The organism is Niveibacterium sp. 24ML (assembly GCF_026586805.1).
GTDB lineage: Bacteria > Pseudomonadota > Gammaproteobacteria > Burkholderiales > Rhodocyclaceae > Niveibacterium.
Genome location: NZ_JAPFHA010000012.1, coordinates 23214 through 41639 on the forward strand (window position 1 = coordinate 23214; position 18426 = coordinate 41639).

The window sequence follows — 18426 nt, forward strand, 5'->3', positions numbered from 1 at the left end:
GCGATTCAGGCCTTCGGCCGCTGCGCGGACTTGGGCCGGAACGCCTTGACGATCGACTCGTCCGTCTCGATGTACGGCCCGCCAATCAGGTCGATGCAGTAAGGCACGGCGGCAAAGATGCCGGGCACGCGCACCGAGCCATCTTCATTGCGCACGCCTTCGAGCGTTTCGCGAATCGACTTCGGCTGGCCCGGCAGGTTGAGGATCAGGCTTTTGCCCCGAATCACGCCTACCTGGCGCGAGAGGATCGCGGTGGGCACGAAGGCGAGTCCGATCTGCCGCATCTGCTCGCCAAAACCCGGCATCACCTTGTGCGCTACCGCCAGCGTAGCCTCGGGCGTGACATCGCGTGGCGCCGGCCCGGTGCCGCCGGTGGTGAGCACCAAGTGGCAACCGGCAACATCGCACAGCTCGATCAGCGTGGCTTCAATAGCCCCCTGCTCGTCCGGGATCAGGCGGGTCTCGGCGCGCCAGGGCGTTGTGAGAGCCTGGCCAAACCATTCGTTGAGCGCGGGCAGGCCCTTGTCTTCATAGACACCGGCCGAAGCGCGATCACTGATCGACACCAGCCCGATGAGCAAGCCCTCGCTCATGCTTCGTCGGCCTCGCCATCATCTCCCGCGTCAGCCGCCTGATCCGGGTCTTCGGCGTATTCGAGCTCACGCAGAATGCGGAAGATCTCGCGATAGGCGCGCGGCGGCTTGGCTGCTTCACGTTCCTTGAGCGCATTGCGCCGCAGGTTGCGCAGGTGTTGCAGATCAGCGCCCGGATAAACGCTGGCAATGTCGCCCAGCGTGCCTTCATCTTCGAGCAAGCGCTCGCGCAGGCGTTCGAGCTTGTGCTGGCGCGCGATCTCGGCCTTCGAGACGCCGGCAATGGCGTCCAGCGCCTCGCGAATCGGCTCCGGGTCAACTTCGCGCATCAATTTGCCAATGAACTGCAGCTGGCGCCGCTTGGCTTCGTGCTTGCCGACCCGCGCATATTCGAGGATGGCCTCGTGCAGGCGCTCGGGCAGCGGCACCTTGGCCAGGCGCGCGGGCGACAGCAAGACAAGCTCTGAGCCCATGTCTTGCAGCTTGTGCATATCGCGCTTGCGCTGCGATTTGCTGGGGCCGTCGTACTCTTCCGAGTCGTCGTCATTCTGGTGCTGTGGATTGCGGTGCATGGAGTTTCCGAAGGCGATTTGGCCACATGAACGTAAAATTATAGCTTTCGACCCGATGGATGCTTCGAATGGCTACTGAAACCGGCTTCAGCTTCACCCAGGACTCGCTGCGCGAGATCGCCGCCGATGTGCTGCGCCATGCGAAAACACAGGGCGCATCGGCTTGCGACGTCGACGTCTCTGAGGGCTGGGGACACTCGGTCACGGTGCGCCAGCAAGAGGTGGACACACTTGAATACCACCGCGACAAAGGCGTTTCGGTCACCGTGTACCTCGGCCAGCAACGCGGCCACGCCAGTACCACCGATTTCAGCAGCAGGGCACTGCGCGATACGGTGGCCGCAGCCGTCTCGATTGCCCGCTTCACCGCGAGCGATCCGGCCGCCGGCCTGCCGGACGCCGATCAGCTCGCGCGCGACCCCCGCGATCTCAAGCTGTTTTCCCCCTGGGCTACCGATGTCGAGGCGTCGATCGACATGGCGCGCCGCTGCGAAGCCGCAGGCTTTGCGGTCAGCCCGCTCGTGACCAACTCCGAGGGGGCCTCGGTGTCCACCCAGCAATCGCAGTTTGTTGCCGCCAACAGCCTTGGCTTCTGCGAAGGTTACGCCAGCACCCGCCACGGATTCGGCTGCTCGATGATCGCCGGCGAAGGCGATGGCATGCAGCGCGATGACTGGTACGTCACCCGCCGCGACGCCGCCACGCTACCAAGCCCCGAATCGGTCGGCGACTACGCGGCCCGGCGCGCGCTATCGCGCCTGAACGCCCGCAAGCTCGCCACCTGCGAGGTGCCGGTGCTGTTCGAAGCACCGCTGGCCGCCAGCCTGATCGGCCATTTCGTCAGCGCCGCCAGCGGCAGCAGCCTCTACCGCCGCAGCTCCTTCCTGCTCGATGCGCTCGGCACCAAGGTGTTCTCGAACGCCGTCACCCTGATCGAAGACCCCTTCCTGCCGGGCGGGCTGGCAAGCGGCTGGTTCGACGACGAGGGCGTGGCCACCGCACAGCGTGAAGTGGTGACGCGCGGCAAGCTCAACGGCTGGTTCCTCGGCAGCTATTCGGCCCGCAAGCTGGGCATGCGCTCAACCGGCAACGCTGGGGGCGCCCACAACCTGATCCTCAAACCCGGCAAGCTGGATCTGAGCGGCCTGCTCAATAAAATGGGGCGCGGCCTGTTCGTCACGGAACTGCTTGGCCACGGCGTCAATACCGTCACCGGCGACTACTCGCGCGGCGCCGCCGGCTATTGGGTCGAGAACGGGGAGATTGCCTACCCGGTGCACGAGATCACGATTGCCGGCAACCTGCGCGACATGTTCAAAGACATCGTCGCCTGCGGCAACGACACGCTTGTGCGCGGCGCAAAGCACTGCGGTTCCGTGCTGGTGGGCAACATGACGGTGGCCGGCGACTAAGCACAGTGGGCGCGCAAGCCGCGCCCCTGAAGGCACCCCGCCAATGCTTACGCGCGCCTTACGCAGCAAGGCCCTGCGGCAGATGCACCACGTGCAAGGTCCCCCTTCACCTTTACACAAAAGCTCTCGTATAGTCGCGACGTTCCCGCACACACAAAACCCAACGACGAGAGGAGACAACGTGGAACGTCGCTCATTTTTGAAGAACGCCGGCGCAGGGCTTGCGGCGGGTGCCGCTGCAGTGGCCGGCCCGGCGATGGCCGCCGATCTGCCCACGATCAAGTGGCGTCTGGCGTCCAGCTTTCCGAAGAGTCTGGATACGATCTACGGCGCCGCCGAAACCATGGCCAAGCGGGTTGCCGAAGCCACCGGCGGCAAGTTCCAGATCCAGGTCTTCGCCGCCGGCGAGATCGTTCCCGGCCCGGGCGTGCTCGACGCGGTGAAAGACGCCACGGTCGAGTGCGGCCACACCGCGTCCTACTACTTCGTGGGCAAGGACCCGACCTTCGCGTTCGACACCGCCGTGCCATTCGGCCTCAACAGCCGTCAGCAAAACGCCTGGATGATGCAGGGCGGCGGCCTGCAGTTGATGCGCGAGTTCTTCAAGGATTACAACATCGTCAACATTCCTTGCGGCAACACCGGCGCCCAGATGGGCGGCTGGTATCGCAAGGAAATCAAGACGGTGAAGGATCTGGAAGGCCTCAAGATGCGCATCGGTGGGTTCGCCGGCAAGGTGCTCGCCAAGCTGGGCGCGGTGCCGCAGCAGATCCCGGGTGGCGACATCTATCCTGCGCTGGAAAAAGGCACCATCGACGCCGCAGAGTGGGTGGGCCCCTACGACGACGAGAAGCTGGGCTTCAACAAGGTCGCCAAGTTCTACTACTACCCCGGCTGGTGGGAGGGCGGCCCGCAACTGTCGCTCTACGTGAACCAGAAGCAGTGGGATGCGCTGCCCAAGGAGTACAAGGCGATCCTCGAAGTCGCTTGCGCCTACGCCAACACCGACATGCAGGCCGAGTACGACGCGAAAAACCCGCTGGCCTTGAAGAAACTCGTGGCCACCGGCACGCAGTTCCGGCCGTTCAGCCCCGAGATCATGGCCGCCGCGCACAAGGCTGCCTTCGAGCTTTACGACGAAACCGCCGCGTCGAACCCGAAGTTCAAGAAAGTCTACGACGCATGGCGCAAGTTCCGCGACGACCAGATCCTCTGGTTCGGCGTGGCCGAGAGCCGCTACGACAACTTCCTGCAACAGCAACGCGCCGGCGCTGCGGCTGACAAAAAGCCCAAGAAATAAGCGGCTGCCCGTCACAGAAACCCCCGCGCGTGCGCGGGGGTTTCCTTTATTGCATAACCCGACTAAAATACTCAGGAACAAAGGGGAGTAGCTCCCGATCGGATGTTCGTCAATACGCGGCCTTTCACAGGCAGCCGGACTTCCGGGCAGCACGCACAGCAGTGCGACTGCGAGCAAGACCTTTGCCGTCACTGGCAAAGGTCCGTCCATGAGAACGGCCTTTTCCGGTAACGGATGGGCCGTTTTTATTTGGATGTATTCGGGAGAATCAAATGGCAACAATTGGTACGTGGTGGATGTGGGCGGGCTTTTTCGTGCTCGTGCTCGCATTCATCCTGATGGACCTCTTCCTGCTCGGCGGCCGCAAGGCGCACAAGGTCGGGGTCAAGGAAGCGGCAGGCTGGTCGATCTTCTGGGTCAGCATTGCAATGGCGTTCGCCGCTGCGCTGTGGTTCTGGCTCGACGCCACGTCCGGGCGCGAGATCGCCAACCTTCGCACCACCGAGTTCGTCACCGGCTACCTGATCGAGAAATCGCTCGCCGTTGACAACGTCTTCGTCTGGCTGATGATCTTCAGCTACTTCGCGGTGCCGATCGAATACCAGCGCCGTGTGCTGCTGTACGGCGTGGTCGGCGCCATCGTGTTGCGTACCGTGATGATCCTGGCCGGCGCGGTGCTGATCGCAAAGTTCCACTGGATCCTCTACCTGTTCGGTGCCTTCCTGATCATCACCGGTATCAAGATGCTGATCGTCGCGGACGGCGAATCGGACTTGGCGAAAAACCCGGTGCTGCGCTGGATGCGCGGACACCTTCGCATCACCGACAAGATCGAGGATGAGTCCTTCACCGTCGTCCGCAATGGCGTGCGCTGGTTCACCCCAATGTTCGTCGTGCTGGTGCTGGTCGAGATTTCCGACGTGATCTTCGCGGTGGATTCGATCCCGGCGATTTTCGCGATCACCACCGACCCGTTCATTGTGCTGACCTCGAACATCTTCGCGATCCTGGGCCTGCGCGCGATGTACTTCCTGCTGGCCGACATGGCGGACCGCTTCGTGTATCTGAAACACGCGCTGGCAATCGTGCTGCTGTTCATCGGCGCGAAGATGATGCTGGTCGAGTGGTACAAGATCCCGATCGGTATCTCGCTCGGCGTGGTGGCCACCATTATCGCGACCGGTGTGATTGCAAGCCTCTGGCGCACACGCAAGGCGCTGCCTGCAACGCACACCTGACGCAGAAGGAAAAAGCCCCGCAGCGATGCGGGGCCTTTTTTTCTTTACTCGCTGGAGGGCGCGGGGTCGGGCGGCGGGATCTCGGGCGCGGGGAGATCGGGCTCTGGCGGCGTCAGCTCGGGTTCGAGCATCTGCTCCTGCGGTATCTCGATCTGAACGTTGTCCACATCCACATCGACCTTCTTGTCCAGCCCCATCGTCACCATGCCGGGGAACATGATGACCAAGCCAACCATGATGATCTGGATGACGACAAAGGGCACCGCCCCCCAGTAGATATCGGTGGTCTTCACCGCCGCAGGGGCAACGGAGCGCAGGTAGAACAGCGCAAAGCCGAAGGGCGGGTGCATGAACGAGGTTTGCATGTTCACCGCCAGCAAGACCCCGAACCAGATCAGATCGATGCCCAGCTTGTCCGCCACCGGCGCCAGCAGCGGCACGATGATGAACGCCAACTCGAAGAAGTCGAGGAAGAACGCGAGCAGGAACACCAGGATGTTGACCACGATGAGAAAGCCCACCTGCCCGCCCGGCAAGTCGATCAAGAGGTGCTCCACCCAGCGGTGACCATCGACACCGTAGAAGGTCAGGCTGAATACCCGCGCACCGATCAGGATGAACACGACGAAGGCGGTCAGTTTTGCGGTTGACTCCATGGCCTGCTTGAGCAACTTCACGTCGAGCCGTTTGCGCATCATCGCCATGACCAGGGCGCCGGTCGCGCCCATCGCCCCGCCTTCAGTCGGCGTTGCAATACCCAGGAAAATCGTGCCCAACACCAGGAAGATCAGCAGCAGCGGCGGAATCAGGACGAAGGTGACCTGCTCGGCAATGCGCGACAGCAAGCCCAGCTTGAAGAGGCGATTGAACATGGCGAGCACGAAGGCGAGCATCACGCCGGAGGCCATTACCATGACCACCTTCTCGTCCATCGGGGCCTGCGGCCGCTCTGCGTAGTAGTAGTGCTCGAAGCCCACCGCCGCGCACACTGAAAGTGCGAGCAGGATAGCCAGCGAACGCAGGCCGCTATGCCCGTTCGGTTCGCGAATCGTGCGTGCTTCCGCCGGCAATGCCGGTACCCAGGCCGGCCGCACCATCGTGATCAGCGCGATGTAGCCGACGTAAAGCCCCGCCAGCACAAAGCCCGGAATGAAGGCGCCCTTGTACATGTCGCCCACCGAACGCCCAAGTTGGTCCGCCATGATGATCAGTACCAGCGAAGGCGGAATGATCTGTGCCAGCGTGCCGGATGCGGCGATCACACCGGAGGCCACGCGTTTGTCGTAGCCATAGCGCAGCATGATTGGCAGCGAGATCAGGCCCATCGAAATCACCGATGCGGCCACCACGCCGGTGGTCGCCGCAAGCATCGCCCCAACGAAGATCACCGCGAAGGCGAGCCCGCCGCGCACCGGTCCAAACAGCTGGCCAATGGTTTCGAGCAGGTCTTCGGCCATGCCGCTGCGCTCGAGAATCAAGCCCATGAAGGTGAAGAACGGAATCGCAAGCAGGGTGTCATTGCTCATCACCCCCCAGATCCGATCCGGCAAGGCCTGGAACAGCGAAGGCTGCAAGAGCCCGAGCTGAATACCCACCAGCCCGAACACGACGCCCGTCGCCGCAAGCGCGAACGCCACCGGATAGCCCATCAGCAGCATGACGACCATCGAGAAAAAGATGATCGGCGCGATGTTATTGATGAGGAAGTCCATTACTTGCCCTCCCCTTCGGCCAGTCGGCGCATCTTGCGGATCTCTTCGGCCAGTTCCTCCTCTTCAGAGGGGCCCGCAATGCCTTCAGTTGGGTCGGGGCCCCGTCCGGCGAGGAATGCGACCCGCTTGAAGATCTCCGAGAAGCCCTGAAGGATCAGCATGAAGATCCCCACCGGCAGCAGCAGACGCGCCGGCCACAGCAACAGCCCGCCCGCATTGGCCGAGGTTTCGCCGCTGTGAAAGCTGCTCATGAACACCGGCCATGAGAGCTTCAGAATGATCAGCGCCATCGGGAAGAGGAAGAAGACAGTGCCGAAGATATCGATCCAGATCTGCGTGCGCTTCGAGAACTTCCCGTAGATCACGTCGATCCGCACATGCGCGTTCTTCTGCAGCGCGAAGGCGGCGCACAGCAGGAACACGGCGGAAAACAGGTACCACTGGATCTCCAGCAACGCGTTGGAACTCATGTTGAAGATCTTGCGAACGATCGCGTTGCCGGTGCTGATCAAGGTCATGACCAGGATCAGCCAGAACGCGGCGCGCGCGATCCGCTCGTTAAGCAGATCAATCAGGCGGGATAGCCGCAGCAGAATAGCCAAGGTGATGTCTCCTCACTGGTGGTTCCGGGCATTGTTTTGGGGGCCCGTTTATCGTTGTGGCGCCAGTATGGCACTGGCAGCGTCAGGACATAAAATCCACCTTCACACCAAGATGGACACCCTGCCGCATGACCGCCCGCCTCTGTCTCATCCGCCACGGCGAAACCGCCTGGAACGTGGAACGCCGTATCCAGGGACACACCGACATCCCGCTCAACCACACCGGGCAGGAGCAGGCGCGCCTGCTTGCCAGCAGCCTGGCCGACGAATCCTTCGACGCGATCTACGCCAGCGATCTGAGCCGCGCCCGCCAGACAGCAGAGGCGACCGCGCATCGCTTGCACCAGACCGTGACCCTGGACCCGAGCCTGCGCGAGCGCCACTACGGCGACTTCCAGGCGCGCACCTACGACGAATCACGCGCGCGCTACCCTGAGGCCTATGCCCGCTTCGAGGCACGCGAACCGGATGCCGCCTTCCCCGGCGGCGGCGAGAGCCTGCAAGTGTTTTTCGAGCGCGTTCGCAGCGCGCTCAACCGCATCGCCGACGCCCACCCATCGGGCAATGTGCTGGTCGTCACCCACGGCGGCGTACTCGACATGGCGCACCGCGTCGCCGCTGAACTGCCCTTGCAGCAACGCCGCGACTTCCCGATCAGCAACGCCACCGTCAATTGGTTGATGCGCGAAGCCGGCACCTGGCGCGTGCTGGTGTGGGACGAGCGCAGCCACCTCGACCAATCACTCGATGAGCTGCCGTAGGCTTCGCCGCACTGCAAAAAACCTGAGGAAACAAGCACCTGTCGCGTGCTAAAATGCACGTTTTACCCCACTGCCAGACCAACATCGCCATGTTCTCAAAGCAGCAAACCATTGCCAAAGCCGATCCGGAACTCTGGGCCGCGATCGAAGCGGAAAATCGCCGCCAGGAAGATCACATCGAGCTGATCGCCTCTGAAAACTACGTCAGCGCCGCGGTGATGGAAGCCCAGGGCTCGCAGCTGACCAACAAGTACGCTGAAGGCTACCCGGGCAAGCGCTACTACGGCGGTTGCGAGCATGTCGATGTGGTTGAGCAACTGGCCATCGACCGTCTCAAGAAACTGTTCGGCGCCGAAGCGGCAAACGTGCAGCCGAACTCCGGCTCGCAGGCCAACCAGGCCGTGCTGATGGCCTTCGCCAAGCCTGGCGACACCATCATGGGCATGAGCCTGGCCGAAGGCGGCCACCTCACCCACGGCATGCCGCTGAACATGAGTGGCAAGTGGTTCAATGTTGTGGCTTACGGCCTCAACGAAAAGGAAGCGATCGACTACGAGGCAATGGAAGCCCTGGCGCGCGAGCACAAGCCGCGCATCATCGTTGCCGGCGCATCGGCCTACTCGCTGCGCATCGACTTCGAGCGCTTCGCCAAGATCGCCAAGGAAGTCGGCGCGATTTTCTGGGTGGACATGGCGCACTACGCTGGCCTGATTGCCGCTGGCTACTACCCGAACCCGGTGCCGCACGCAGATGTCGTCACCTCGACCACGCACAAGACCTTGCGCGGCCCGCGCGGCGGCGTGATCCTGATGAAAGCCGAACACGAGAAGGCGCTCAATTCGGCGATCTTCCCCGGACTGCAGGGTGGTCCGCTTGAGCATGTAATCGCCGCGAAGGCAGTTGCGTTCAAGGAAGCGATGACGCCGGAGTTCCGCAACTACCAGGAACAGGTGATCAACAACGCCCGCGTGATGGCGCGCGTGCTGTCGGAACAGCGCGGCCTGCGCATCGTTTCGAACGGCACCGAAAGCCACCTCTTCCTGCTTGACCTGCGCGCGAAGAAGATCACCGGCAAGGACGCCGAGGCCGCACTGGGCCGCGCCCACATCACGGTGAACAAGAACGCGATTCCGAAAGACCCGGAAAAGCCCTTCGTCACCAGCGGCATCCGGATCGGCTCGCCTGCCATGACGACCCGCGGCTTCACCGAAATTGAAGCCGAACGCGTTGCGCACCTGATCGCCGACGTGCTGGATGCGCCGGCCGATGAGGCGGTGCTCGAACGCGTGCGCGGCGAAGTCTCGGCGCTGTGCAAGAAGTTCCCGGTCTACGGCGCGTGACGGCAAGCCTTCGACACCGCTAGACTCGACGGGCGCCGCATTGCGGCGCCCGTTTCACATCCAGAACACCATGCGAGCGCCCGAACTGCCATGAAATGCCCCTTCTGCAGCACCCCGTCCACGCAGGTCACCGACACCCGTGAGAACGACGAAGGCGACATCGTGCGCCGCAGGCGGCGCTGCATGCACTGTGACAAGCGCTTCACGACCTACGAGCGCATCGAGCTTCGCATGCCGCAGATCGTCAAACGCAACGGCAGCCGCACCGAATACGACCACGAGAAACTGCGCGGCAGCATGAAGCTCGCGCTGCGCAAACGGCCCGTCACCGCCGAAAGCGTGGACGCCGCCATCGGCCGCATCGAAGAGAAACTGCTCTCGCTGGGTGAGCGCGAAATCCTCAGTGAAAAGCTTGGCGAGTTCGTGATGCGCGAACTTCGCAAGCTCGACAAGATCGCCTACATCCGCTTCGCCTCGGTGTATCGCAACTTTGAAGACGCGGAAGAATTCTCCGAAGTCATCCGCGAAGTCAGCGCGCGCCCACCTGCGCGCGCCCGCAAACCCAAGGCCAGCGAGTGAGCTTCAGCTGCGACGACGACCACCGCCACATGGCGCGCGCGTTGCAACTGGCAGAGCGCGGGCGATACATCACCAGCCCCAACCCGCGCGTAGGCTGCGTGATCGTGCGCGACGACCGGGTTCTCGGCGAAGGTTGGACTCAACCGGCCGGGCATAACCATGCCGAAATCGAGGCATTGAATGACGCTGCCGCACGCGGCGAGGATGTCCGGGGCGCGACCGCGTATGTAACGCTTGAACCCTGCAGCCACTTTGGCCGCACACCGCCCTGCGCCGACGCGCTGATCCGGGCGGGCCTCGGGCGCGTGCTTGCGGCAATGGAAGACCCGAATCCGCTCGTCAGCGGAAACGGCCTGCGGCGCCTTGAGGCCGCCGGTATCCGCACAGCAAGCGGCCTGCTGGCCCAGGAGGCCGGCGAGCTCAACGCGGGCTTTGTCTCGCGCATGACGCGCGGACGCCCTTGGGTGAGGCTCAAGATCGCCGCGTCCGCCGACGGCCGCACCGCGCTCGCGAATGGCGAGAGCAAATGGATCACCGGCCCCGCCGCACGACGCGACGTCCAGCATTGGCGCGCCAGCGCCTGCGCAGTGCTCACCGGCATCGGCACGGTGAAAGCGGATGATCCGCAGCTGAACGTGCGCGAACTCGCGACGCCGCGCCAACCCATCCGGGTGGTCGTCGACGCCCGCCTCGAAACCCCGAGCGATGCCGCGATGCTGCGCAGCGGCGGCGCCGTCTGGATTGCCTGTGCGGATGATTCCGGCACGCGCGCTGACGCCTTGCGTGCGGCGGGCGCCCAACTGATTCCGTGCGCCACCCACCACGGCCGCATCGATCTCGCAACGCTGATGCAGCAACTAGGCGAACGGCAGATCAATGAACTGCTGGTCGAGGCTGGCGCGCAGATCACTGGCAGCTTCATTTCCGCCGGCCTGGCCGACGAAATCCTGCTCTACCTGGCGCCGTGCCTGATGGGTGATACCGCACGCGGCCTCGGGGCGCTACCCGAATGGCTGTCGATGGCCGATATCCCGCGCCTGCGGTGGGCTGACGCACGCAAACTCGGCGACGATCTGCGTCTGGTGCTCAGACCCTAGCGGAGGGCCCCTGCGCCGCGTGCGACGGGGCTGCGCCCGCACGCTGCACCGTGGGCCCGCAGAACTCGATCGCGGCATCGAAACGCCTGCCCGACAGCGCTGCGCGTCGCAGCCCTCAAAAGGCAGGCGCCCCCACCCACCCAAGCCTGCGTCTCACCCGCACACCGCGCACGAGGGATCACGCGGATAGCGCACCTCTCGCCAACGCATCGCCAATGCGTCAAGCAAGAGCAAGCGGCCCACCAATGCTTCCCCGCAGCCAGCGAGCAGCTTGAGTGCCTCGGCCGCCTGGGTGGCGCCGATGATGCCGGTCAGCGGCGCAAACACGCCGGTTACCGCACAGCGCAACTCTTCAAGCGCCTCCCCCTCGGGAAACAGGCAGTGGTAGCACGGTGCGCCCGCACGGCGCAGGTCAAACACGCTGACCTGACCATCGAAACGGATCGCGGCACCGGAAACGAGCGGCTTGCGGTGCTTCACGCAGGCACGATTGACCGCATGGCGGGTGGCGAAATTGTCACAGCAGTCGAGCACCACGCTCGCCTTCGCCACCTCGGCGTCCAGCGTCTCGCCCTCAAGCCGCGTCGCCAGGGCGACAACCTCGATCTGCGGGTTGAGCGCCAGCAAGGCCTGCCGGCCTGACTCCACCTTGGCCAGCCCAAGCCGCGCCTGCGTATGCAGGATCTGACGCTGCAGATTACTCAGATCGACTTCGTCACCGTCGGCAAGTACCAGCGTGCCCACGCCGGCCGAGGCAAGGTAGAGCGCCGCCGGCGAGCCCAGCCCACCGGCCCCCACCACGAGCACTCGCGCATTGCTGATCGCGGTTTGCCCAGCAATGTCGATTTCTGGCAACAGGATGTGGCGCGAATAGCGCAGCAGTTGGTCGTCGTTCATTCGAACCTGGAAGCAGATGGCAGACAGCAAAACGGCGCGGAATCCATCCGCGCCGCCCGGCGGTTATTCGCCCAACCCGCGCTACTTGAATTCGCGCAGTTCGGCGGGTGTGTCGTCATGGTCGCCGTGCAGATGGTGCTCCCACGCCTGCACGTAGACCTCGTTCGACTTCTTGATCAAACGCTCGGGCGAGCGGGCGTTGCGCAGTTGCGTCTCTTCGCAGTAGCGGATCAGCGCGTTCATGAGCCGGGTGTAGATCGAGGGGTCAAGCTGGAAACCCATACTCACCAGAAGCTCGGAAACCTCTTCGAGCGAATGGTCCACCAGCGAGTAACTGATCCAGAGCACATGGGGCCGCACACCACGCTCAACAACCAGGCCCGGCACGGCGGTAAGCCTTTGCATGGCCTGATCCGCCTGCCCCGCCGGGAATGCATGAAAGCGCAACTCGCGGCGTTTGCGCAGCGATTGCGCATCGCAGTTCAGACTGCGCGCCCGGTGTTTCCGCCCGGCAAGCCGGTAAGCCTTGTCCCGTTCCAGCATGGCGTTTCCCCTTGCGTTGCCGGCGCAGCCCTCAACGCGCTTGCTGCGCGATCTGCATCCCCTTCAGGACGTTGAGTGCCTGCGCCAGTTGATGGTCGTTCTTGCCACCGATCTCGAACGGCGCAAGCGGAGCTTCCTGCTCGTCGCCATCCTTACCCTTGGTCTTCTGGTTGCCCGACTTCGCCTTTGCGCTCGGTTCGACTTTGGCAGGCACGGCCGGCGCCGCATCGGCCGCCGGCGTTTCAAGGTGGCGCTCCAGATCCATTTCACGCAGGCGCTGGAAAGATCCGGTCGGGGTGTCATCCACCACGATGTCCGGCGCAATGCCCTTGGCCTGGATCGAGCGACCGCTCGGCGTGTAGTAACGGGCCGTTGTCAGCTTGATGGCGGTGTTGCCGGCCAGCGGCAGGATGCTCTGGACCGAGCCCTTGCCGAAGGTCTGCGTTCCCACCACCACGGCGCGTTTGTGATCCTGCAGGGCGCCTGCCACGATTTCAGACGCCGACGCGCTGGCGCCATTGACCAGCACCACCATCGGCACTTTCTTGGCCGATGCCGGCACGGCCTTCAGGAAGTCGTCCTTGCTGCCGCGCAGGTAATCCTGCGGCGCAACGAAGAATTTGTGACGCGAATCATCGGTACGCCCGTCGGTGGACACGACGAGCGTCTGCTCCGGCAGGAACGCGCCCGATACACCCACTGCGGCGTGCAGCAGACCACCCGGATCGTTGCGCAGATCCAGAACGATGGACTTGATGCCCTGCTTGTCGAGCTTGCTCAATTCCTTCGCGATCGACGGAGCCGTGTTTTCCTGGAACTGGGCCACACGCAGGTACGCGATGCCCGGCTCGATCATGCGTGCCTTGACGCTCTGAACCTGGATCACTTCCCGCATTAGCGTCAGCTCGATCGGCTTTTGTTCGCCTTTGCGCGCAATCGTCAGCTTGATCGAGGTCTTGGGCTTGCCCCGCATTTTCTTGACCGCGTCGTTCAGGCTCATGCCCTTAACAGCCGTACCGTCAAGCTTGATGATCAAATCACCCGGGCGAACCCCGGCGCGGAACGCCGGCGTATCTTCGATTGGCGAAATCACCTTGACGAAGCCGTCTTCCATGCCGACTTCGATACCAAGGCCGCCAAATTCGCCTTGTGTCCCAACCTGCAGATCCTTGTAGGCCTCTGGGTCGAGGTAGGTTGAATGCGGATCAAGGCCGGTGAGCATGCCGCTGATGGCGCTGGTGATGAGCTTCTTGTCATCAACCGGCTCGACATAGCCTTGCTTGATGGCATTGAAGACCTCGGCAAACGCGCGCAGTTCTTCAACCGGCAATGGTGCAGCGACCTCCTTGTTGGCGCTGGCCGAGAAGTTGAGGCTGAGCGCAACACCCGCGCACAAACCCACCATCACGAGGCCCGCTTGCTGCAACTTACCGCGCATCTTTGTTTCCTGTGCCATCTGATTCTCTGTTGTGTCGATCCGGCTCACCGCTTCTTCAGCGCGCCGACACCCATTTCGCGGGGTCTTGCGCCTGACCGTGATGCCTGATTTCAAAGTATAAACCCGATTCTTCGCTGCCCCCGCTCGCGCCAATGCTGGCAAGCGGATCACCGGCCTTGACGATCGAACCGGCCGGTTTGTAGAGCGCTTCGTTGTTGCCGTACACCGTCATGAACCCGTCACCGTGATCGACGATGACAAGGTTTCCAAAGCCACGGAGCCAGTCGGCATAAACCACCCGACCGGCGGCCACTGCACGCACATCGCCTTCGGCTGCGCGAATGAACACGCCCTTCCACTGCGCACCCCCTTCCGCCCTTGGAGCCCCAAAGCGCCCGACAAGTTCGCCACGAACCGGCCACTTGAGCTTGCCCTTCAGGCCCGCAAAGGCAATCGATGGCGTGCGCTCATCGGCCGTGTCTTCCGCCTTGCCGGTCACCGGCTCGGCCGCCACCTCCGGCGCGCCGGGCTGGCGTTGCACCTCCGGCTTCGCTTGAGCGCCCGCCGACGGCTTTGCGGACTGCGACCTGGATGCCGCGTCTTGCGCGGGCTTGGGTTTGGGTTTCGTGACCGGACGCGGGGGCGGCAAACGCGACAAGCCATCGATCAGCTTCCCGAGCCGCTTCTCATCCTGCTTGAGCGAGCTGACTTGCTTGCGCTGAGCCTTGATCTTGTCCTGGATGCGCGCCAGCACTTCGGCGCGTTTCTTCTGCTCATCCTGCAGCTGCCGGGTCTGCGCCGCCTGCTCACGCTCCAGTGCGGCAATCGCCTCACGCCGCTGCCTGACCGCTTCGATCAGGCGCTCGTGCTCCGCAAGGCTGGCCCGGGCCGCCTCGATTTCGGCACGGCGCGCCTCTGCCAGACGCTCAAGGTAGTACGCGTCGCGTGCGATCTGATTGGGGTCGTCACTGCCAAGCAGGGTGCGCGTGCCAGCCCGGCGACCAAACACGTAGTAGCGATACAGCGTATCGCCCAGCGCCTTGCGCTGCCCCTCCAGGCGCGCCGCTACGGCGTCCCGTTCGGCCTCGCGACGCCGGAGTTCGGCCTCGGCCGCCACGCGCTCGCTGGCGATCTCTCGCAAACGGCGGCGCGCGGTCGAAATTGCCTTCTCCGCGTCCGAAAGTTCATCCGCAGCCTCGGTCCGGGATGCCTCGCTGGCCGCAATTTCTTCTTGCAGGCTGCGAATACGCTGATGCAGTTCGTCCAGATCGGCCTTGCGGGCATCGATGTCCGCCGCACCCCCCGTCGCTGCAGCCACAGACGTAGCGCACAGCAGCGCCAGCAGCATCACGATATGCCGCAAGGCGGCCGCAGCCGCAGAAGCTGCGCCCTGGCGCATCGGCAAAGGGACTACGCAGGCCAATGCCGCAGCAGTACGCAGCCCTTCGCCGCACAGACAAGAGGAAAAAACTCGGCGCTTCAAGCAGACTCACCAAGGCGCATCAAATTCACCGTGTGCACGCAGACTCCTGAAGCAGAAAGCAGATCGGGCGCGATTGCCCGCGATCGCAGCGCAAGCGCCGCGAAAGGCGTCTTGCGCAAGATGATGGTATTTTATCGGATTCGGCCGCCGCACTTTTCCTATCAGGCCGGTTTATGAGTTGGGACATGGAGTTCATCAAGCAAAACGTTTTCCTCGTGGTGATCACGGTCGTCTCTGGCGCCATGCTGATCGCCGAACTGCTGCGTGGTCGTTCTGGCGCCGGCGGCCTCACGCCGGTCGAAGCCACGCTCCTTATCAACCGCGAGAATGCGATCGTGCTCGATGTGCGCGACGCAAGCGAATTCGCCACTGGCCACCTGCCGAATGCTCGCAACATCCCGCTGATCGATCTGGAAAAGCGCGCCAGCGAGCTGAGCAAATTCAAGAGCAAGCCGATCATCGTGGTTTGCCAGACGGGCGCCCGTTCGAACCGCGCGCTGGCAACCCTCAAGGCTGCCGGGCTCGAAAAAGCCTACAACCTGACTGGCGGTCTTGCGCTCTGGCGCAAGGACAACCTGCCCGTCGTGAAGAGCTGAGCGGCCGATCATGAGCAAGATCGTCATGTATGCAACAGCGGTTTGCCCGTTCTGCGTGCGCGCCGAGCAGCTGCTGCGGCGCAAGGGCGTAACCGAGATCGAAAAGATCCGCATCGACCTTGATCCCGCCCAGCGCGACCACATGATGCAGATCACCGGGCGGCGCACCGTGCCGCAGATTTTCATTGGTGATCGGCATGTCGGCGGCTGCGACGATCTGTTCGCGCTCGACCATGCCGGCGAACTCGACCCCTTGCTCGCCGGCAAGGGCGCGTAAGAATCGTCGGGCATAATCTTTTTCCCGCAGCAGGCCGCACCGTCTGCCGCAACAAATCACACAACCACATCAGGCAGTCCCGAAAATGAGCGAACAAGCACAACCGGTCTTCTCGATCGAAAAACTCTACGTCAAGGATCTCTCGATCGAGGTTCCGAACGCCCCCCAGATCTTCCTTGAGCGTGAGACACCGCAGATCAGCGTTGAGCTGAACACCTCCGCCAACAAGGTTGACGAGGGCATCTACAACGTTGCCGTCAACGTCACTGTCAAGGCTGTGCATGGCGAAAAGACGGTGTTCCTGGTTGAAGTCGCGCAGTGCGGCGTATTCCAGATCCGCAATTTCCCGGAAGCCGACGTGCAGCCGGTGACGATGATTGGCTGTGCCAACATCCTCTTCCCGTACGCTCGCGAAGCAGTGTCCGACGCCATCTCGCGCGCAGGCTTCCAGCCGATCCTGCTGGCACCGGTGAACTTCGAAGCGCTGTACCAGGCCCGCATGGAACAGCAGCAAGCCGCTGGCAAAGACGTGGTGATCCAGTAATCACGCATGCGCACGCTTGCAGCCTGGCTGTCCGCCGCCGCGATTGCCTTCCCGGGCGCCGCGGCGGCGCTTGAATTCCGCGCCGTAGGCGAGGTTTCCATCCTCTACGACGCACCGTCGAAACAGGGCAAGAAGCTGTTCGTCATCCAGCGCGGCACACCGATCGAGGTGATCGTTGACCTCGAGCAGTGGGCCAAGGTTCGTGACGCAGCCGGCAGCATCGCCTGGATCGAGCGCAAGTCGCTCGCCAGCGCACGCACCGTGATCGTGACCGCACCAAGCGCCGAAGTCCGCCAGCAGGCTGACGCGGCCAGCCCGCTTGCCTTCACAGCCGAAAAGGATGTCATTCTTCAATTCGGTGAAAAGCTGGCCAGTGGCTGGGTACGCGTCAAACATCGTGATGGCAGCGCCGGCTTTGCGCGCGCCCAGGACGTCTGGGGCGAGTAGGCTGCCATGAGCCGTATCGCGATTCTTGGCTCGGGTGCCTGGGGTACCGCCTTGGCGCTGAGCTTTTCCGCGCGACATTCGATTGCGCTGTGGGGCCGGGAAACCGACCTTCAGCAGCAATTGCGCGAAACCCGCCAGAACCCGCTTCTGCCGGGCATTCATCTACCTGAGTCCGTTGCTGTCGTTGACGAGCAGGCGCAAGCCTTCGCTGGCGCCGAGCTGGCGTTGATCGTCACGCCGACGGCAGGCTTGCGCAGCTGCCTGCGTGCGGTTGCCGAACAAGCACCTTCCTTGCCCGTCATCTGGGCCTGCAAGGGCCTTGAAGCCGGTACGGGCAAGCTGCCGCACGACATTGCCACAGAAGAGCTGGGCGCGGCGCATCCGGTGGCGGTGCTGACCGGCCCCAGCTTCGCGCAAGAAGTGGCGGCGGGCCTGCCCGGCGCGGTGACGCTGGCGGGCAATTCGATCGAATTCGCCAAACACTGGGCGGCGCAGCTGCACCATAGCCGGCTGCGGATCTACGCGGCCGACGACCTGATCGGCGCCGAAGTGAGCGGCGCAGTGAAAAACGTGCTGGCGATCGCCACCGGCATCTGCGACGGCATGAGCTTTGGCCTCAATGCCCGCGCAGCCCTGATCACGCGGGGGCTGGCCGAGATAACCCGCTTCGGGCTGGCGCTTGGCGGCCGCCGCGAAACCTTCAGCGGACTTGCTGGCGTCGGCGACTTGATCCTCACCTGTACCGGTGATCTGTCGCGTAACCGACGCGTGGGCCTGGCGCTGGCCGAAGGGCGCAAGCTCGACGAGATCCTCACGACGCTCGGGCATGTTGCCGAGGGCGTACCCACCGCGAGAGAAGTCGCCAACCGCGCCCGCGAGCTGGGCGTCGATATGCCGATCACCGCTGCCGTCGATGCCGTGCTGAGCAATCAGCTTTCGCCACGCGACGCGGTAGAACGCCTGCTCGCCCGCGACCCGAAGATCGAAGGCTAAGC

General features: G+C 63.5%; 20 protein-coding genes. 12 read left to right on the plus strand and 8 right to left on the minus strand.

Translation table 11 applies throughout. From position 1 onward, the window contains the following. Positions 1-5 precede the first annotated feature (5 nt). Complete coding sequence (gene mog, locus OPU71_RS11665; RefSeq protein WP_267728151.1) at positions 6-593, minus strand: molybdopterin adenylyltransferase; 588 nt, start codon at positions 591-593, stop codon at positions 6-8. Beyond that, positions 590-1165, minus strand: coding sequence for a ribosome biogenesis factor YjgA (gene yjgA / locus OPU71_RS11670; RefSeq protein WP_267728152.1), 576 nt, complete (start codon positions 1163-1165; stop codon positions 590-592). The genes mog and yjgA overlap by 4 nt, the downstream gene beginning before the upstream one ends. Before the next feature lie 68 nt (positions 1166-1233). Here yjgA and pmbA point away from each other — a divergent pair, with 68 nt between their 5' ends. From pmbA to OPU71_RS11685, 3 genes are all read left to right on the plus strand, one after another. Then, positions 1234-2577 (plus strand): metalloprotease PmbA, encoded by a 1344-nt coding sequence (pmbA, locus tag OPU71_RS11675; RefSeq protein WP_267728153.1) that lies wholly within the window; start codon positions 1234-1236, stop codon positions 2575-2577. Between the two features lie 181 nt (positions 2578-2758). After that, positions 2759-3877 (plus strand): TRAP transporter substrate-binding protein, encoded by a 1119-nt coding sequence (locus tag OPU71_RS11680; RefSeq protein ID WP_267728154.1) that lies wholly within the window; start codon positions 2759-2761, stop codon positions 3875-3877. A 272-nt stretch (positions 3878-4149) separates the two neighbouring features. Next, on the plus strand, positions 4150-5115 hold the full coding sequence (locus OPU71_RS11685) for a TerC family protein (protein WP_267728155.1): 966 nt from the start codon (positions 4150-4152) through the stop codon (positions 5113-5115). Positions 5116-5159: 44 nt separating this feature from the next. Here OPU71_RS11685 and OPU71_RS11690 read toward each other — a convergent pair whose 3' ends face one another. After that, positions 5160-6827 carry a TRAP transporter large permease gene (locus OPU71_RS11690; protein ID WP_267728156.1) on the minus strand — a complete coding sequence of 556 codons (1668 nt, stop codon included), beginning with the start codon at positions 6825-6827 and terminating at the stop codon, positions 5160-5162. Beyond that, a complete protein-coding gene (locus OPU71_RS11695; protein ID WP_267728157.1) occupies positions 6827-7429 on the minus strand; it encodes a TRAP transporter small permease subunit in 603 nt (200 codons plus the stop codon). Before OPU71_RS11695 ends, OPU71_RS11690 begins: the two co-directional genes overlap by 1 nt. Before the next feature lie 128 nt (positions 7430-7557). Here OPU71_RS11695 and OPU71_RS11700 point away from each other — a divergent pair, with 128 nt between their 5' ends. From OPU71_RS11700 to ribD, 4 genes are all read left to right on the plus strand, one after another. Next, complete coding sequence (locus OPU71_RS11700; protein WP_267728158.1) at positions 7558-8190, plus strand: histidine phosphatase family protein; 633 nt, start codon at positions 7558-7560, stop codon at positions 8188-8190. An 89-nt stretch (positions 8191-8279) separates the two neighbouring features. Further along, positions 8280-9530 (plus strand): serine hydroxymethyltransferase, encoded by a 1251-nt coding sequence (glyA, locus tag OPU71_RS11705; RefSeq protein ID WP_267728259.1) that lies wholly within the window; start codon positions 8280-8282, stop codon positions 9528-9530. A 90-nt stretch (positions 9531-9620) separates the two neighbouring features. After that, positions 9621-10109 (plus strand): transcriptional regulator NrdR, encoded by a 489-nt coding sequence (nrdR, locus tag OPU71_RS11710; RefSeq protein ID WP_267728159.1) that lies wholly within the window; start codon positions 9621-9623, stop codon positions 10107-10109. Then, positions 10106-11206 carry a bifunctional diaminohydroxyphosphoribosylaminopyrimidine deaminase/5-amino-6-(5-phosphoribosylamino)uracil reductase RibD gene (ribD, locus tag OPU71_RS11715; protein WP_267728160.1) on the plus strand — a complete coding sequence of 367 codons (1101 nt, stop codon included), beginning with the start codon at positions 10106-10108 and terminating at the stop codon, positions 11204-11206. Before nrdR ends, ribD begins: the two co-directional genes overlap by 4 nt. A gap of 153 nt (positions 11207-11359) precedes the next feature. On the opposite strand, the gene OPU71_RS11720 is transcribed toward ribD, so the two are convergent. The 4 genes from OPU71_RS11720 to OPU71_RS11735 form a co-directional block, all read right to left on the minus strand. Then, complete coding sequence (locus OPU71_RS11720) at positions 11360-12103, minus strand: HesA/MoeB/ThiF family protein (RefSeq protein WP_267728161.1); 744 nt, start codon at positions 12101-12103, stop codon at positions 11360-11362. Between the two features lie 81 nt (positions 12104-12184). Continuing rightward, entirely contained in the window at positions 12185-12646 is a 462-nt protein-coding gene (locus OPU71_RS11725; protein ID WP_267728162.1) for a hypothetical protein, read from the minus strand. A gap of 31 nt (positions 12647-12677) precedes the next feature. Then, positions 12678-14084: a S41 family peptidase gene (locus OPU71_RS11730; RefSeq protein WP_267728163.1), complete on the minus strand. Its 1407-nt coding sequence runs from the start codon at positions 14082-14084 to the stop codon at positions 12678-12680. A 55-nt stretch (positions 14085-14139) separates the two neighbouring features. After that, the gene (locus OPU71_RS11735; RefSeq protein WP_267728164.1) at positions 14140-15483 is read right to left on the minus strand and encodes a peptidoglycan DD-metalloendopeptidase family protein; all 1344 of its coding nucleotides are present in this window, start codon (positions 15481-15483) and stop codon (positions 14140-14142) included. Positions 15484-15752: 269 nt separating this feature from the next. On the opposite strand from OPU71_RS11735, the gene OPU71_RS11740 reads away from it, so the two are divergent. The 5 genes from OPU71_RS11740 (at position 15753) to OPU71_RS11760 (ending at position 18424) form a co-directional block, all read left to right on the plus strand. Then, positions 15753-16163 (plus strand): rhodanese-like domain-containing protein, encoded by a 411-nt coding sequence (locus OPU71_RS11740; RefSeq protein WP_267728165.1) that lies wholly within the window; start codon positions 15753-15755, stop codon positions 16161-16163. 10 nt (positions 16164-16173) lie between these two features. Further along, on the plus strand, positions 16174-16440 hold the full coding sequence (gene grxC, locus OPU71_RS11745; RefSeq protein WP_267728166.1) for a glutaredoxin 3: 267 nt from the start codon (positions 16174-16176) through the stop codon (positions 16438-16440). Between the two features lie 85 nt (positions 16441-16525). Next, positions 16526-16984, plus strand: coding sequence for a protein-export chaperone SecB (gene secB / locus OPU71_RS11750; RefSeq protein ID WP_267728167.1), 459 nt, complete (start codon positions 16526-16528; stop codon positions 16982-16984). A 6-nt stretch (positions 16985-16990) separates the two neighbouring features. After that, a complete protein-coding gene (locus OPU71_RS11755) occupies positions 16991-17431 on the plus strand; it encodes an SH3 domain-containing protein (RefSeq protein ID WP_267728168.1) in 441 nt (146 codons plus the stop codon). 6 nt (positions 17432-17437) lie between these two features. Continuing rightward, positions 17438-18424 (plus strand): NAD(P)H-dependent glycerol-3-phosphate dehydrogenase, encoded by a 987-nt coding sequence (locus OPU71_RS11760; protein WP_267728169.1) that lies wholly within the window; start codon positions 17438-17440, stop codon positions 18422-18424. Positions 18425-18426 lie beyond the last annotated feature (2 nt).

Bases quoted from the DNA above. Each gene is read 5' to 3' on its own strand.
- mog (WP_267728151.1), bottom strand. From the start codon at position 593: ATGAGCGAGGGCTTGCTCATCGGGCTGGTGTCGATCAGTGATCGCGCT.
- yjgA (WP_267728152.1), bottom strand. From the start codon at position 1,165: ATGCACCGCAATCCACAGCACCAGAATGACGACGACTCGGAAGAGTAC.
- pmbA (WP_267728153.1), top strand. From the start codon at position 1,234: ATGGCTACTGAAACCGGCTTCAGCTTCACCCAGGACTCGCTGCGCGAG.
- OPU71_RS11685 (WP_267728155.1), top strand. From the start codon at position 4,150: ATGGCAACAATTGGTACGTGGTGGATGTGGGCGGGCTTTTTCGTGCTC.
- OPU71_RS11690 (WP_267728156.1), bottom strand. From the start codon at position 6,827: ATGGACTTCCTCATCAATAACATCGCGCCGATCATCTTTTTCTCGATG.
- OPU71_RS11700 (WP_267728158.1), top strand. From the start codon at position 7,558: ATGACCGCCCGCCTCTGTCTCATCCGCCACGGCGAAACCGCCTGGAAC.
- glyA (WP_267728259.1), top strand. From the start codon at position 8,280: ATGTTCTCAAAGCAGCAAACCATTGCCAAAGCCGATCCGGAACTCTGG.
- nrdR (WP_267728159.1), top strand. From the start codon at position 9,621: ATGAAATGCCCCTTCTGCAGCACCCCGTCCACGCAGGTCACCGACACC.
- OPU71_RS11720 (WP_267728161.1), bottom strand. From the start codon at position 12,103: ATGAACGACGACCAACTGCTGCGCTATTCGCGCCACATCCTGTTGCCA.
- OPU71_RS11725 (WP_267728162.1), bottom strand. From the start codon at position 12,646: ATGCTGGAACGGGACAAGGCTTACCGGCTTGCCGGGCGGAAACACCGG.
- OPU71_RS11730 (WP_267728163.1), bottom strand. From the start codon at position 14,084: ATGCGCGGTAAGTTGCAGCAAGCGGGCCTCGTGATGGTGGGTTTGTGC.
- OPU71_RS11735 (WP_267728164.1), bottom strand. From the start codon at position 15,483: ATGCGCCAGGGCGCAGCTTCTGCGGCTGCGGCCGCCTTGCGGCATATC.
- OPU71_RS11740 (WP_267728165.1), top strand. From the start codon at position 15,753: ATGGAGTTCATCAAGCAAAACGTTTTCCTCGTGGTGATCACGGTCGTC.
- grxC (WP_267728166.1), top strand. From the start codon at position 16,174: ATGAGCAAGATCGTCATGTATGCAACAGCGGTTTGCCCGTTCTGCGTG.
- secB (WP_267728167.1), top strand. From the start codon at position 16,526: ATGAGCGAACAAGCACAACCGGTCTTCTCGATCGAAAAACTCTACGTC.
- OPU71_RS11755 (WP_267728168.1), top strand. From the start codon at position 16,991: ATGCGCACGCTTGCAGCCTGGCTGTCCGCCGCCGCGATTGCCTTCCCG.
- OPU71_RS11760 (WP_267728169.1), top strand. From the start codon at position 17,438: ATGAGCCGTATCGCGATTCTTGGCTCGGGTGCCTGGGGTACCGCCTTG.